This window comes from Edaphovirga cremea (assembly GCF_003332275.1).
GTDB lineage: Bacteria > Pseudomonadota > Gammaproteobacteria > Enterobacterales > Enterobacteriaceae > Edaphovirga > Edaphovirga cremea.
The window spans coordinates 17,414-32,944 of the sequence record NZ_QOVA01000011.1 but is presented as its reverse complement, the minus strand read 5'-3'; the positions used below and the strand labels follow the sequence as shown (position 1 = coordinate 32,944).

Genomic DNA, 15,531 nt, shown 5'->3' with positions numbered 1-15,531 from the left:
CTTCAGTTAGTTAGAATCCTTATCCGTAAGAAACAATTGTGGGAGGCACCGCCTCCCACAAAAATTACTGTCCGGGACGACATACTCCGGATTATAGAATAAAACGACTTAGATCTTCATCTGCAACGAGCTGATCAAGGTGATTACCGACATATTCTGCGTCAATAATGAACGATTGACCGCTGCTCTCACTGGCATCGTAAGAAATATCTTCCATCAGACGCTCAAGAACCGTGTGCAAACGACGCGCTCCAATGTTTTCGGTGGTTTCATTCACCTGCCAGGCCGCTTCGGCAATACGACGGATGCCGTCTTTGGTGAACGCAATGCTCACACCTTCGGTTGCCATCAACGCTTTGTACTGCTCGGTCAGTGAAGCGCTCGGTTCGGTAAGAATGCGCTCGAAATCTTCTGTCGACAGGGCTTCCAGCTCAACGCGGATCGGTAAACGACCCTGTAACTCTGGGATCAGGTCAGAAGGTTTCGCCACCTGGAATGCGCCAGACGCGATAAACAGTATGTGATCGGTCTTGACCATGCCGTGTTTGGTCGACACCGTACAACCTTCCACCAATGGCAACAGATCGCGTTGAACCCCTTCACGGGAGACGTCAGGACCGGAGGTTTCGCCGCGTTTACAGATCTTGTCAATCTCGTCGATAAAGACGATGCCGTGCTGCTCAACCGCTTCAATCGCCTGTTCTTTCAGCTCTTCAGGGTTAACCAGCTTGGCCGCTTCTTCTTCGGTCAGCAGTTTCAGTGCTTCCTTGATCTTGACCTTGCGCGGTTTCTGCTTCTGTCCGCCCAGATTCTGGAACATGGACTGCAGCTGATTGGTCATCTCTTCCATACCAGGAGGCGCCATGATTTCAACACCCATAGGTACCGCAGCGAGATCGATCTCGATCTCTTTATCGTCGAGCTGGCCTTCCCGCAATTTTTTGCGGAATGCCTGGCGAGCGGCTGAAGGCTGTTCTGCCTCGCTCTCAGGTTGTCCCCAGTTATTTTTCGCCGGGGGAATCAGCACATCGAGAATACGCTCTTCCGCCAGCTCTTCAGCGCGGAAGCGGTTTCTGTCAATGGATTGCATGCGCACCATTTTAATCGCTGAATCGGTCAGATCGCGGATGATTGAATCCACTTCTTTACCGACATAACCGACTTCCGTGAACTTGGTCGCTTCAACTTTGATGAACGGTGCATTCGCCAGTTTCGCCAGACGACGCGCGATTTCGGTTTTACCCACACCGGTTGGACCGATCATCAGAATGTTTTTCGGGGTAACTTCATGGCGAAGTGCTTCGTCAAGCTGCATACGGCGCCAGCGATTACGCAAAGCGATGGCAACGGCACGTTTGGCTTTATCCTGACCGATGATATAGCTATCTAATTCGCTGACGATCTCGCGCGGGGTCATTTCAGACATAGGTTTCGATCCTTACGCTTTGGAAGGCAATTCTTCAATTGTATGGAACTGATTGGTGTAGATGCAGATATCACCTGCAATCGCCAACGACTTTTCAACAATATCACGGGCACTCAGTTCAGTATTTTCCAACAGGGCGCGTGCAGCGGACTGGGCAAACGGGCCACCTGAGCCAATTGCAATCAGATCGTCTTCTGGCTGAATCACGTCACCATTACCAGTAATAATCAGGGAGGCATTTTCATCGGCGACCGCAAGCAGGGCCTCAAGACGACGCAGCATACGATCCGTACGCCAGTCTTTGGCCAACTCAACGGCAGCCTTCACCAGATGTCCCTGATGCATTTCCAACTTGCGTTCAAAAAGTTCAAACAGCGTGAAGGCATCTGCTGTACCACCGGCAAAACCAGCAATGACTTTGTCGTTATACAGGCGACGGACTTTACGTACGTTGCCCTTCATCACGGTATTACCCATGGTAGCCTGGCCATCACCACCAATTACCACATGGCCGTTGCGGCGTACACTTACAATTGTTGTCACGAGCAGACCCTCGTTGCAGACGGAAAAGGCCCTCATGCCGGGGCGTTCACACCGGCATGAGGCATATTGTGATTATAGATTGGGGGGAAATAACGCTTTTCAACCCCCCGTGGAGAGGGGAATACAACCTGATACGCCTGCACTTTTCATTCTTTGTACGGATTTATCGGCATTTGCACGACTGTCATAAGGGCCGAGAACCACCCGATTCCAGCCGCCACCCGACGTAATCCGACTCTCGATACCCTCAAAAGCCAGTTGGGCGCGGATCGATTCTGCCTGATCCGTTGCGCGGAAAGAGCCACACTGCACCATCCAGCGTTGCGGTTTCTCTTTTGGCTTCTCTTTCTCTTTTTCCGGTTTGGCCTGCGCGACGACAGGTGCCTGCTGTTGCTGTACCTGCGGTTGCTGCGTCTGTTGCTGCACACGCGCTGGTTGCTGAACCGCTGGCTGCAGCACCTGTTGCTGAACGCGAGGCTGCTGTTGAGCCGGTTGTTGCACTTGCTGCTGCTGACGTGGCGCTACAACCGTTGGTGGCGCAATCGTTACTGCAGAACGCGGAACCTGTGTTTTGTCGTTGTAAGGCACTTCAGACAGTTGCGTCGGTTGCTGACGCATGTCCGCCTGCATCTGCTCAAGCAATTGGCGCTGCTCATTGGTCAGTTGGGTCTGCGACTGTACTTCACCACCAGCAGAAGGTTCTGTCGGTGTAGGGACGCCAATCTGACGGTTTTCCAGCTCTTTGATATAACGCCAGCGCTCTTCAGGTTTGGGCGGCAAGCCGTTCCCTGGGCGGGTGTTGTGGCTGGGCAGCAGCGGTATGTCTTCCGGCTTGTTGTGTGTGAGGAAATAGAGGGCACCGATAAACGTCACCAGGACCGCAACAGCCAATGCCATCATTGTTTTGGAGATCCCCGAAGAACTGCTTTTTTTCTTCCGGCTGGTACTCTTGCGCCGCGCTCCGGAGCGCCCACGGCTTACATAGTCTCTTTGTGCCACTATCGTTTCGCTGTGTCGTGATGATGGATGAAGTCCGTCATGTTACTGAACCCTAAAATGTTTGACTAGCGCTTCGGCGCAGAGGTGCTTCCCCGGATGATCAATTCACTCTCCAGCAACCGGGAGCCACTTTGTACCGAATGGCCTTGCAGTTGTTCAAGCAATAATAACATGGCTTGCTGACCGATCTGCAATCTTGGCTGGGCGACGGTGGTTAATGGCGGATCGCAATACTGACATAATTTGATGTCATCAAAGCCAATAATCGACAGATCCTGCGGGATGCGCAGCCCCATTTTCTTGGCTTGCGACAAGACACCTATTGCCATTACGTCGCTGTGGCAGAAAATGGCCGTCGGCGGTGAAGGCAGCGCCATCAGCGTGATTAGCGCCTGCGCGCCGGCATCGTAGGTGAAATCCCCACGGGTAATGTATTGGCTGTCCACGGCCACATTGTTACGGCGCAGCGCCTGAATATAGCCTTGCAGGCGATATTGGCATAGAGGCATTTTTTCCGGACCGGCGACACAGGCGATGCGTTGATGCCCGAGCTGTTGCAGATAATTTACGGCTTCAAATGCGGCAGTCAGGTTATCAATATGTACGGTTGGCAGTTCTAGCTCAGGGGCAAACTCATTTGCCATCACCATCGGAGGCAAATTACGCTGCTCTTCTTTGCTGGCATCAAACGGCAGATTGGATCCGAGCAGCAGCATGCCGTCAATCTGTTTGGTAATAATCAGATTGATGAAGGTTTTTTCCTGCTGGTTTTGCTGCGCACAGTCACCGATCAGCACCAAATAGCCGTTTTCAGCAGCAGTCCGTTCTATGCCCTGAATGACGTCGGCAAAAAAGGGATCACAGATATCCGGGACAATGACCAGAATGGTTCGGGACTCGTTACGCTTGATATTACGTGCCAGGGCATGCGGCGAATAACCGACGGCGAGAACAGCCTGTTCAACTTTTTGCCGGGTCGGGGCGGAAACCTTTTCTGGATTCATCAATGCCCGTGACACGGTCGCTGTTGAAACACCCGCCATCTCAGCAACATCCTTCATGGTCGCCATGGTTAATTCTTTCTTCTGTTCCAACGCATATCTCCTTGCGCCAGCTCAACGCCAACGCTACTGCCTGGGAATTTTCCACTCTCAAACTGACGAAAACAGGGTAAGGTTTGCCGCGTAAGGGCTGGAGCACAACTTCCTTGAGGCTCACAGCAATTTCTCACTGGCGCGGCATACATAACCACATTTTAAACAGTTTGTGATTAGGATTTGTTACTTAATTTGCATAAAAAGTGTGATGTATGCATGTTTTTTCGATCTGCCACTCAAAACCCTAGTAAACGTTTGCCTACTTTGCTGCATTCACGAGCAATTAGTTTTATCCGCGATTTATTTTATCAGCTATCAATGGGGTCCACATCGATTGTCCATTTGACTTTTTTGGACAGCGCTAAATTGCCGATCAGCGGCTGGGACGTTTTTATGAGGTGTTGCAGCAAACGCCGGGAGGGGTGTTGAAGCAGTAATTGCCAGCGGAAACGACCGCTGCGTTTGGCTTGCAATGCCGGAACCGGGCCGAGAATCCATAACGCGTCTTCTTTGAGTGGGCTGGATTCCAGCAAATTACGCAACTGCAGTAAAAACTCAGCCGCCTGCTGGTTATCGTGATCTTCGGCGCGAATCAGGATATGGCTGGTGAAAGGGGGTAAAAATACACTTTTCCGTTCTGCCAGCGTTTGTTTGGCAAACGCGTCATAGCCCTGATGCAATAAAATTTGCAGCAGCGGATGTTCAGGATGGTGAGTCTGAAGTATCACCTCGCCTTTTTTTCCGGCCCGGCCAGCGCGACCCGAAACCTGGGTAAAGAGTTGTGCGAAGCGTTCGGCAGAACGGAAATCTGCGGAAAAAAGTGCACCATCCACGTCCAGTAACGAAACCAGCGTGACATCAGGGAAATGGTGCCCTTTTGCCAGCATCTGCGTACCTATCAGGATCCGCGCCCCACCGCGATGAACCTCAGCCAGATGCTGTTCCAACGAGCCTTTACGGCTGGTGGTATCGCGATCAATACGGGTGATCGCCGTGTTTGGGAACAACGGTGCCAGTTCATTTTCCAACTGCTCGGTTCCCACCCCCACAGAAACCAGGTTTGTTGAGCCGCAATGCGGGCACTGGTGAGGAACCGGACGTTGGCTATCGCAATGATGGCAGCGTAACTGACGATGATTCTGATGGAGCGTGTAGTAGTGATCGCAACGCTGGCATTCCGCTATCCAGCCACATTCATGGCAAAGCAGGGCCGGAGCATAGCCGCGTCGGTTGAGAAACAGCATGACCTGATTGTCAGCATCAAGATGCTCCTTCATTCTTTTGAGCAAGGGTTGCGAAAGACCGACTTTCAGCGGCAAACCTTTCAGGTCGAGCAAGTGCTGAACCGCCGGTTTCGCATTGCCCGCGCGTTTGCCGAGCGTCAACTGACGATATTTCCCCAGTTGGACGTTATGCAGCGTCTCCAGTGCCGGTGTGGCCGACCCCATAACAATGGGGATATCTTCTTCGCGAGCGCGGAATACGGCCAAATCACGGGCGTGGTAGCGCCAACCTTCTTGCTGCTTGTAGGAGCTGTCGTGCTCTTCATCAATAATGATCACACCGAGGCGGGCAAATGGCGTGAAAAGCGCTGAACGTGTACCAATAACGATCGCCGCTTCGCCATTGCGGGCGCGGAGCCACACCGACAGGCGTTCGCTGTCATTCAGACCGGAGTGCAGAACCTCAACCGGGGCATTGAATCTCTCCCGGAAGCGGGCGATGGTCTGCGGCGTCAGGCCGATTTCAGGCACCATAATCAGCGCTTGTTTACCGGCGGCGAGAATATTCTCCAATACGCTGAGATAGACTTCGGTTTTACCCGATCCCGTTACCCCGGCCAACAGCCAACTTGAGAACTGCCGATCTTCGCTGCGGATGGCCCCGACGGCGGTTGCCTGCTCGGTGTTGAGGCGCATCCGTTCCCCCAACACGGCGAAATCTTTGCGCCAGTCATGGGTTACGGGTGCCTGCGAGCGTAAATCCGTCAGCCCTTTGCTGCGCAACGTCTGCAATGCCGTCTCTGTCAGCGCCAGCTCATTGACCTGATGGCGATAAACCGGCCCCTGCAATAAGGTAGCCAGGGCTTGTTGCTGTTTGGGTGCACGCTTGAGGCTTTCAGGAGGCGTTGCCCGGCCCTGTTCGGTGGCGTACCACTGCCAAAGGGGAGTCAGCTCGGCGTTTTTACCCTGGCGCAGTAACACTGGCAGGGCGTGGAACAACACTTCGCCCAGCGGGTAGTGATAGTACTCTGCCGCCCAATTGAGGATGCGCCATAGCCCTGGCGAGAACAGGCTTTCGCGATCCAGGAGATCGTTGACGGGTTTGAGCTTATTAAGGGGTAACTCACTGTTTTCACTGATCTGGGTGACAATGCCGATCGCCTGCCGTTGACCAAAAGGAACGCTGACGCGGGCACCGGTCGCTGGGCGCATTCCTTCAGGTAAAAGGTAGTCAAATGTGCGTGCCAGGGGCACGGGCAACGCGACGTTAACAACAGGCATCAGGCATCCCGACTGTAAAAAAGAACGCGGTAGTGTACACTGTGTACCTCAAAATGTATGGTTTCGATTGCGCTGGCTTTTCATATTCTGTATGATTCGCCGCCTTTGATATATTTTGATATCAAAACCTAAATCATCCACTCGCGTGGTGTCTGGCGAAACAGGGTTGGATAGCGACGCGGCCTTAAAAAGAGGTTTTCCCATGAAACAAGGTATTCACCCAAAATACGAAGCCATTACTGCTACTTGCTCTTGCGGTAATGTCATTAAAACCCACTCTACCGTGGGTCGCGACCTGAACCTGGACGTTTGTGGCGAATGCCACCCGTTCTATACTGGTAAGCAGCGTGATGTTGCTACCGGTGGTCGTGTGGATCGCTTTAACAAGCGTTTCAGCGTACCAGGCGCAGCTAAAAAGTAATGTAGCTGACCGACAAAAAAGGCGCCTTCGGGCGCCTTTTTGCGTTTCTGACTCCACATAACTGTCACCAGAAGATCAGTTCGCGGACAAAAGCAACCCGATTCAGCGCAGCAGGAAAAGCACTGGCTCAGCAGCCTGCAACTATTCCCGTCCGCATTCTGCGATCAATATTCCCAGGTATCGGGATCGACGCCCAGCTCGCGCATTAGTATCTTCGCTGCTTCCGGAATCTCATCACTGCGTTCTTTGCGCAGATCTTCATCGTTTGGCAGCGGCTGTCCGGTAAAGGCATGCAAAAACGCCTCACACAGCAATTCGCTGTTGGTCGCATGGCGCAGGTTGTTGACCTGACGACGAGTGCGTTCATCGGTGAGGATTTTGAGAACCTTCAGCGGAATGGATACCGTGATTTTTTTTACTTGCTCGCTTTTCTTGCCGTGTTCAGCGTAAGGGCTGACATATTCGCCGTTCCACTCAGCCATGGGACACCTTAAATTTGTCTGAAAAATACAACATCCTAAAAACCGGCTGATTATGCCCGATCTTCACTGTTCTCACTAAATAAATGTCCGTTTAACCGGAGCGACATCACTGATCCCGTACCAGTGACCTCGGTTCGAGTATCTTGTTTCACTCCACTGCCAGGCTCTGTAATACCGCACAACTCTGCCTGACACCAGAACCACACCGGATAAGCCATAATTTTAGCGGGTATTGCTGCATTGCTCAATCTATACGCAAAGAAGTTTAGATGTCCAGATGTATTGACGTCCATCATCGATACGATTAATCTTTGAGCCTCATCCTCCAGCATCCCGTCAGTGAGAGACCAGAAATGACGCTTAAACAGGCAACCATCGCAGTTCGCAGCGGTTTAAATAATGACGAGCAGTACGGCTGCGTTGTCCCACCGATTCACCTTTCCAGCACCTATAACTTCACTGACTTCAATCAACCGCGCGCCCATGATTATTCACGCCGGGGTAACCCAACGCGGGACGTGGTGCAAAGTGCGCTTGCCCAATTGGAAGGGGGAGCCGGAGCGGTAATGACCAGCAGCGGCATGTCGGCGATTCATCTGGTTTGCACGGTCTTTTTGCAGCCCGGCGATCTGCTGGTGGCACCGCACGACTGTTACGGGGGCAGCTACCGTCTGTTTGACAGCTTGAGCAAGCGTGGTGCCTATCGCGTGCTGTTTGTCGATCAGGGCGATGAGCAGGCATTGGCAAAAGCATTGGAAGAAAAACCCAAGCTGGTGCTGATCGAGACACCAAGCAATCCCCTGCTGCGCGTCGTGGATATTGCTGCCATCTGTCAGGCTGCACAAAAGGTGGGCGCACTGACCGTGGTTGACAACACTTTCCTGAGCCCGGCATTGCAGCAACCACTGCAACTTGGTGCCGATCTGGTTGTCCATTCTTGTACTAAATATCTCAATGGTCATTCTGATGTGGTTGCGGGAGCCGTCATTGCCAAAGATCCGGCGCTGGTCACAGAGTTGGCCTGGTGGGCGAATAACATTGGTGTTACAGGCGCTGCGTTTGATAGCTATCTGTTGCTGCGCGGTCTGCGGACGCTGTCGCCACGCATTAAACAACAACAAAGTAATGCGCAGGCGATCGTTGACTATTTACAGCAGCAGCCACTGGTGAAAAAGCTGTATCATCCTTCGCTGCCGCAAAATGCGGGCCATGAGATTGCGTGCCGTCAACAATCGGGTTTCGGTGCGATGCTAAGTTTTGAGATTGATGGCGATGAAGCCCTGCTGCGTCGTTTTCTCTCTGCGCTGGAACTGTTTACGCTGGCAGAATCATTGGGTGGCGTAGAAAGTTTGATCTCCCACGCGGCGACCATGACCCATGCGGGGATGGCACCAGAAGCACGTAAGGCTGCAGGAATTTCCGAAAGTCTGTTGCGGGTCTCGGTAGGACTCGAAGACAGTGATGATTTGATTGCCGATCTGGAAAATGCCTTCCAGGCGGCGGCAACGAGGTAAGCATGAATGCAATAGCGGTAGCAGTGCCGGCGGGTGGTCGGCAACTGCACAAATTTGGTGGCAGCAGTCTGGCGGATGTGAAGTGTTACCTGCGAGTTGCCGGGATTATGGCAGAGTACGGTAATCCAGGTGACATGATGGTGGTTTCTGCCGCTGGCAGTACCACTAACCAACTGATTAGCTGGCTGAAACTCAGCCAGAGCGATCGCCTTTCAGCCCATCAGGTTCAGCAGGCGCTGCGCCGTTATCAAAGCGAACTCATCGCGGGTTTATTGCCTGCCGATCAGGCTGAAGCGCTGATCGCTGAATTCATTCGCGATCTGGAGCGTTTGGCAGGGTTGCTTGATGGTCAGATGACGGATGCGGTGTACGCGGAGGTATTGGGTCACGGTGAAATCTGGTCAGCGCGGCTGATGTCGGCGGTACTGAACAAACTGGATATTCACTCAACCTGGCTGGATGCCCGAGATTTTTTGCGCGCAGAACGTGCGGCGCAACCGCAAGTTGACGAAGGACGCTCCTACCCGCTGTTACAGCAATTACTGGCACAGCACCCGAGCAAATATCTGGTCGTGACGGGTTTTATTTCCCGCAATGAGGCCGGTGAAACGGTTCTGCTGGGACGCAACGGCAGTGACTATTCCGCCACACAAATCGGTGCCTTGGCCGGCGTGAAGCGCGTGACGATCTGGAGTGACGTTGCAGGCGTCTACAGTGCCGATCCGCGCAAAGTCAAAGATGCCTGCCTGTTGCCGCTATTACGATTGGATGAAGCCAGTGAACTGGCGCGTCTAGCGGCGCCAGTATTGCACACCCGGACATTGCAGCCCGTTTCTGGCAGTGATATCGACTTGCAACTGCGTTGCAGCTACCAGCCGGAACAGGGCTCAACCCGAATCGAGCGCGTTCTGGCCTCGGGAACGGGCGCGAAGATCGTGACCAGTCATGACGATGTCTGCCTGATTGAACTGCAAGTCGCCTCCAATCACGATTTTGCCCTCGCGCAGAAAGACGTGGATCGGATACTGCGACGTGCGCAACTGAAACCACTGGCGACCGGTGTTCATCAGGATCGCAGCCTGCTGCAACTCTGTTACACCTCGGAGGTGGTCAACAGTGTCTTGCAAACGCTGACCGATGCTGGCCTGCCGGGTAAATTGACCCTGCGTGAAGGGCTGGCGTTGGTTGCGCTGGTGGGGGCTGGGGTGTGCAAAAATCCATTGCACAGCCATCGTTTTTATCAGGAACTGAAGGATCAGCCCGTTGAGTTTATCTGGCAGGCCGATGACGGAATCAGCCTGGTGGCAGTATTGCGGCGGGGATCGACGGAACATCTGATTCAGGGTCTGCATCAAACCCTGTTCCGCGCCGAAAAACGCGTCGGGTTAATGCTGTTCGGCAAAGGAAACATCGGCTCACGCTGGCTCGAGCTGTTTGCCCGTGAGCAAAAGAATATCTCGGCCCGCAGTGGCTATGAATTTGTGCTGGCGGGCGTTGTGGACAGTCGCCGCAGCTTGCTGAATTACGACGGGCTGGACGCCAGCCGTGCCCTGGCTTTCTTTGATGATGAAGCGCGGGAGCAGGATGAAGAATCATTATTCCTGTGGATGCGCGCGCATCCATTTGACGATCTGGTGGTACTGGACGTTACCGCCAGTGAATCGCTGGCCGATCAGTATCTCGATTTTGCCAGCTACGGTTTCCATGTCATCAGCGCGAATAAATTGGCGGGCGCGTCGTGCAGCAGCAAGTATCGCCAAATCCGCGATGCGTTTGCCAAAACCGGCGGGCATTGGTTGTACAACGCCACAGTTGGTGCTGGTCTGCCCGTAAACCATACGGTACGTGATTTGCGCGACAGCGGTGACAGCATTCTGGCGATCAGCGGTATTTTCTCTGGCACGCTATCCTGGCTGTTCCTGCAATTCGACGGCAGCGTTCCTTTTACCGAATTGGTCGACTTAGCCTGGCAACAGGGATTGACCGAACCCGATCCGCGCGTCGATCTCTCCGGTCAGGATGTCATGCGCAAGCTGGTGATCCTGGCGCGTGAAGCCGGTTACGATATTGAACCGAACCAGGTTCGTGTCGAGTCATTGGTGCCTGCGGGGACGGAAAAAGGGACGGTTGATCAATTCTTTGAAGACGGGGAAGCGCTGAATGAGCAGATGATTCAGCGCCTCGAAGCGGCTCAGGAGATGGGACTGGTCTTGCGCTACGTCGCGCGCTTTGATGCCAACGGTAAAGCGCGGGTGGGCGTGGAGGCGGTGCGTGACGATCATCCGCTGGCCGCTTTACTGCCGTGCGATAACGTTTTTGCCATTGAAAGCCGTTGGTACCGCGATAACCCGTTGGTAATCCGCGGTCCAGGCGCAGGGCGCGATGTGACGGCGGGTGCCATTCAGTCGGATCTGAACCGTCTGGCGCAACTTCTGTAAAACAAGATGAGTGAGCCGCATCATGCGGCTCATGTTTTCCCCGCCTTATGAAATTTCTTCACGTTGCTTGAGCATTACTCATCTCTTCTCCACTATTTTAATGTTGACACTTTCGCCGCTTTCCGTCATTTTCTATCCATACGTTTAGACGTCTAGACGCTTAATAAGACGCAACGACAATTATAACGCAGTGATTCATGAGGTAGATAGGGTATGAGTTTTTTTCACGCAAACCAGCGCGAAGCGCTGAATCAAAATCTGGCTGAAATGCAGGGTCAGATTAACGTATCCTTCGAATTTTTCCCGCCGCGCACGAGCGAAATGGAAGATACGTTGTGGAAATCTATCGATCGCCTCAGCAGCCTGAAACCCAAGTTTGTCTCCGTCACCTACGGTGCGAACTCAGGCGAGCGGGATCGGACGCACAGCATTATCAAAGGGATTAAAGAACGTACCGGACTGGAAGCCGCGCCCCATCTCACCTGCATTGATGCTACCCGTGATGAATTGCGCACGATTGCTGAAGATTACTGGCAGAGCGGTATCCGCCACATCGTTGCGCTGCGCGGCGATTTGCCCCCCGGCGGCGGTAAACCTGATATGTATGCCACCGATCTGGTCAGCTTGCTGAAAGACGTGGGCGATTTCGACATTTCGGTGGCGGCCTACCCGGAAGTGCATCCTGAAGCCAAAAGTCCGCAAGCCGATTTGATCAATCTCAAACGTAAAATCGATGCGGGTGCCAACCGGGCGATTACCCAATTTTTCTTTGATGTTGAAAGCTATCTGCGTTTCCGCGACCGCTGCGTGTCTACGGGAATTGATGTCGAAATTGTTCCCGGTATTTTACCGGTATCCAACTTCAAGCAGTTGCAGCGTTTCGCCACCATGACCAATGTGCGCGTCCCGCACTGGATGACCAGCATGTTTGAAGGGTTGGATGACGATGCGGAAACCCGCAAAATGGTCGGTGCCAATATTGCGATGGATATGGTTAAAATTCTCAGTCGTGAAGGGGTCAAGGATTTCCATTTTTACACGTTGAACCGTGCAGAGATGAGCTACGCGATTTGCCATACGCTGGGCGTCAGGCCGGGAGCAGCCTTGCCCACTACCGCTTGAAAATAAACGGATTAATCCATAAAAGAGAGGCCGCATATGCGGCCTCTTGTTTTTAGCGTCAGCGAAAAGCGCTTATTGTACGACTAGCCGGTATTACGCATCCCGGCAGCAACGCCCGCAATCGTAACCATCAAGGCTTGCTCAACGCGCGCGTCCGGATGTTCCTGCTGGCGGGAGCGATGCAGCAACTCTGCCTGCAGAACGTTCAACGGATCGGTATACACGTTACGCAGCGCGATTGATTCAGCAATCCATGGCAGGTCGGCCATCAAATGATCGTCATTGGCGATGGTGAGCACCACTTTGATATCGTCGGCCAACTGTTGGCGCAACTGCTTGCCCAGAGGCCAGAGCGATTTGTCCACCAGACGTTGATCGTAATATTCAGCCAGCCATAAATCCGCTTTGGCGAACACCATCTCCAGCATACCGATGCGGGTTGAGAAGAACGGCCAGTTGCGGCACATATCCTCCAACTCCGACTGTTTGCCCTCATCAATGGCTTTCTGTAACGCCGCACCGGCACCCAGCCAGGCAGGCAGCATCAAACGGTTTTGCGTCCAGGCAAAGATCCACGGAATGGCTCTCAGGCTCTCAACGCCGCCATTGGGACGACGTTTGGCAGGACGAGAACCCAATGGCAGTTTACCCAGCTCAAGTTCTGGCGTAGCCGCGCGGAAATAAGGGACAAAGTCAGGATTCTCACGCACATAACCGCGATACATTTTGCAGGAGACGTCGGAGAGCAGTTCCATCACCTGGTTCCACTCTTGCTTCGGTTCCGGCGGCGGCAGAAGGTTGGCTTCCAGAATCGCACCGGTGTAGAGCGCAAGACTGCTGATGGTCACTTCTGGCAGACCGTATTTGAAACGGATCATCTCACCTTGTTCGGTAACGCGGAGTCCGCCTTTCAGGCTTCCTGGTGGTTGCGACAGCAGCGCAGCATGCGCAGGTGCACCGCCACGGCCAATAGAACCGCCACGTCCGTGGAACAAGGTCAGGGAAACACCGGCCTTCTCACAGGTTTTAATCAAGGCGTCCTGAGCGCGATACTGCGCCCATGACGCGGCCATCACGCCAGCATCTTTCGCTGAGTCGGAATAACCGATCATCACCATCTGTTTGCCTTGAATCAAACCGCGATACCAGTCAATGCTCAGCAATTGTTTCATGACGCTGTCGGCGTTGTTCAGATCGTCGAGCGTTTCAAACAGCGGGGCGACAGGCAGAACGAACGGGCAACCGGCCTCTTTCAACAGCAGATGCACAGCCAGAACGTCGGAAGGCGTGCGCGCCATGGAGATAACATACGCAGCGATAGAGCCTTCAGGGGCTTCAGCAATGACCTGACAGGTTTCCAGTACTTCCTGCGTCTCAGCACTTGGCTCCCAGCGGCGTGGCACCAACGGACGCGCGGAATTCAACTCTCGGATCAGGAAGGCCTGTTTGTCCGTCTCGGACCAGCTTTCATAATCACCCAATCCCAGGAAGCGGGTGATTTCGCCGAGCGCTTCGGTATGGCGATTGCTTTCCTGACGGATATCGATACGCACCAGCGGAACGCCAAAACAACGCACGCGACGCAATGTATCAAGGAGTTGGCCATTGGCGATAATGCCCATGCCACAGGCTTGCAGCGATTGGTAACAGGCGTACAGCGGCTCCCACAACTGGTCATTATTCACCAGCAAATCGTGAGGACGCAGCAGGCGTTCGCCTTTCAGACGTCCTTCCAGATAAGCCTGGGTTTGCACCAATTGGCTGCGGATGCCTTTCATGATTTCGCGGTACGGTTCAAGTACCGTTTCACCCCCGGCACGTTCACGCAGCTCTGGGGTACAATCAGACATCGACAGTTCCGACACCAGCACCTGAATATCACGCAGGAACAGATCGGTGGCTTTCCAACGGCTGAGAAGCAGGACGTGGCGGGTAATTTCAGCCGTCACGTTAGGGTTGCCATCACGGTCACCACCCATCCATGAGGTGAAACGAATCGGTACCGCTTCCACTGGCAGCTTATAATCGAGAGAGTTTTCAAGCTGTTCGTTGAATTCACGCAGGAACGCAGGAACCCCTTCCCACAAACTGTTTTCTACCACGGCAAAGCCCCATTTGGCTTCGTCGATAGGAGAAGGACGCAATTTACGGATTTCATCCGTGTGCCAGGACTGCGCGATTAACTGACGCAGGCGGCGCATGATCTGGTTACGCTCGTAGTCGGCAATATCGTTGTGATCGAGCTGCTTGAGGCAATTATTGACCTCAACCATTTTATGGATCAGCGTGCGACGGGTGATTTCGGTCGGATGCGCAGTCAGCACCAATTCAATGGATAATCCATCAACGGCACCGCGCAGTTGCTCATCGCTGATTTTGTTATCTTTAAGACGGGTGAGAAGGAGAGCCAGGGCTTCCGGATTGCTGGCAGCTTCGCCATGCGGGGAAATACTGTGGTATTGCTCTGCAGTGTTGGTCAGATTCAAAAACTGACTAAATGCCCTGGCAACGGGCAGCAACTCGTCATTAGACAGGTTCTGCAGCGTTGAAAGTAATTCCTGACGGTGTGCTTCATTACCCGCGCGCGAAGATTTGGATAATTTACGAATAGTCTCAACTCGATCAAGAATGTTTTCACCCAGCGTCTCTTTAATCGTATCGCCGAGTATTTTGCCGAGCATACTGACATTACTTCGCATTGCGGAATATTGTTCGTTCATATGATCCCTGACCCATCTCTCTTGTGATTTTATGTCTTGTAAATAACTTTCACCCGTAAGGCAAAACGCCTGTCATTTCTTGTCATGATGCATTTGCTGAATCAATTCACTCTATATTTACCGTAAAAATCGGCATTTTTTTACCTAAAAAACGCAATTACGGCCAAAAAGGCTGAAATTTAATTACAGCACGCAGGTTATCAGCCTGGCTAATTGCTTTTTTTGTCTCATATCATGGCAGCGCGTATGAACTGCATAAAATTTC

At 53.1% G+C, this 15,531-nt stretch carries 11 protein-coding genes; 4 read left to right on the top strand and 7 right to left on the bottom strand.

Features of this window, described 5'->3' with window-relative positions:
- Positions 1–91: 91 nt before the first annotated feature.
- The 5 genes from hslU to priA form a co-directional block, all read right to left on the bottom strand.
- Positions 92–1,426 (bottom strand): ATP-dependent protease ATPase subunit HslU, encoded by a 1,335-nt coding sequence (gene hslU, locus DRI82_RS15260; protein WP_114194769.1) that lies wholly within the window; start codon positions 1,424–1,426, stop codon positions 92–94.
- A 12-nt stretch (positions 1,427–1,438) separates the two neighbouring features.
- Positions 1,439–1,969: an ATP-dependent protease subunit HslV gene (gene hslV, locus DRI82_RS15255; protein WP_114194862.1), complete on the bottom strand. Its 531-nt coding sequence runs from the start codon at positions 1,967–1,969 to the stop codon at positions 1,439–1,441.
- Positions 1,970–2,068: 99 nt separating this feature from the next.
- The gene (gene ftsN / locus DRI82_RS15250) at positions 2,069–2,968 is read right to left on the bottom strand and encodes a cell division protein FtsN (RefSeq protein ID WP_114194768.1); all 900 of its coding nucleotides are present in this window, start codon (positions 2,966–2,968) and stop codon (positions 2,069–2,071) included.
- 65 nt (positions 2,969–3,033) lie between these two features.
- Complete coding sequence (cytR, locus tag DRI82_RS15245) at positions 3,034–4,062, bottom strand: DNA-binding transcriptional regulator CytR (RefSeq protein WP_114194767.1); 1,029 nt, start codon at positions 4,060–4,062, stop codon at positions 3,034–3,036.
- Positions 4,063–4,373: 311 nt separating this feature from the next.
- Complete coding sequence (gene priA, locus DRI82_RS15240) at positions 4,374–6,569, bottom strand: primosomal protein N' (RefSeq protein WP_114194766.1); 2,196 nt, start codon at positions 6,567–6,569, stop codon at positions 4,374–4,376.
- A 202-nt stretch (positions 6,570–6,771) separates the two neighbouring features.
- Between priA and rpmE the strand changes: the two genes are divergently transcribed.
- Complete coding sequence (gene rpmE, locus DRI82_RS15235; protein ID WP_114194765.1) at positions 6,772–6,990, top strand: 50S ribosomal protein L31; 219 nt, start codon at positions 6,772–6,774, stop codon at positions 6,988–6,990.
- A 164-nt stretch (positions 6,991–7,154) separates the two neighbouring features.
- On the opposite strand, the gene metJ is transcribed toward rpmE, so the two are convergent.
- The gene (gene metJ / locus DRI82_RS15230) at positions 7,155–7,472 is read right to left on the bottom strand and encodes a met regulon transcriptional regulator MetJ (RefSeq protein ID WP_004392248.1); all 318 of its coding nucleotides are present in this window, start codon (positions 7,470–7,472) and stop codon (positions 7,155–7,157) included.
- A gap of 353 nt (positions 7,473–7,825) precedes the next feature.
- Between metJ and metB the strand changes: the two genes are divergently transcribed.
- From metB to metF, 3 genes are all read left to right on the top strand, one after another.
- The gene (metB, locus tag DRI82_RS15225; RefSeq protein ID WP_114194764.1) at positions 7,826–8,986 is read left to right on the top strand and encodes a cystathionine gamma-synthase; all 1,161 of its coding nucleotides are present in this window, start codon (positions 7,826–7,828) and stop codon (positions 8,984–8,986) included.
- Positions 8,987–8,988: 2 nt separating this feature from the next.
- Entirely contained in the window at positions 8,989–11,424 is a 2,436-nt protein-coding gene (locus DRI82_RS15220; protein WP_114194763.1) for a bifunctional aspartate kinase/homoserine dehydrogenase II, read from the top strand.
- A gap of 213 nt (positions 11,425–11,637) precedes the next feature.
- Positions 11,638–12,546, top strand: coding sequence for a methylenetetrahydrofolate reductase (gene metF / locus DRI82_RS15215; protein ID WP_114194762.1), 909 nt, complete (start codon positions 11,638–11,640; stop codon positions 12,544–12,546).
- 83 nt (positions 12,547–12,629) lie between these two features.
- On the opposite strand, the gene ppc is transcribed toward metF, so the two are convergent.
- Entirely contained in the window at positions 12,630–15,266 is a 2,637-nt protein-coding gene (ppc, locus tag DRI82_RS15210; RefSeq protein ID WP_114194761.1) for a phosphoenolpyruvate carboxylase, read from the bottom strand.
- Positions 15,267–15,531 lie beyond the last annotated feature (265 nt).

Excerpts from the sequence above, each read along its gene's own strand:
- hslU (WP_114194769.1), bottom strand. The coding sequence starts at position 1,426 with ATGTCTGAAATGACCCCGCGCGAGATCGTCAGCGAATTAGATAGCTAT.
- priA (WP_114194766.1), bottom strand. The coding sequence starts at position 6,569 with ATGCCTGTTGTTAACGTCGCGTTGCCCGTGCCCCTGGCACGCACATTT.
- rpmE (WP_114194765.1), top strand. The coding sequence starts at position 6,772 with ATGAAACAAGGTATTCACCCAAAATACGAAGCCATTACTGCTACTTGC.
- metJ (WP_004392248.1), bottom strand. The coding sequence starts at position 7,472 with ATGGCTGAGTGGAACGGCGAATATGTCAGCCCTTACGCTGAACACGGC.
- metB (WP_114194764.1), top strand. The coding sequence starts at position 7,826 with ATGACGCTTAAACAGGCAACCATCGCAGTTCGCAGCGGTTTAAATAAT.
- DRI82_RS15220 (WP_114194763.1), top strand. The coding sequence starts at position 8,989 with ATGAATGCAATAGCGGTAGCAGTGCCGGCGGGTGGTCGGCAACTGCAC.
- metF (WP_114194762.1), top strand. The coding sequence starts at position 11,638 with ATGAGTTTTTTTCACGCAAACCAGCGCGAAGCGCTGAATCAAAATCTG.
- ppc (WP_114194761.1), bottom strand. The coding sequence starts at position 15,266 with ATGAACGAACAATATTCCGCAATGCGAAGTAATGTCAGTATGCTCGGC.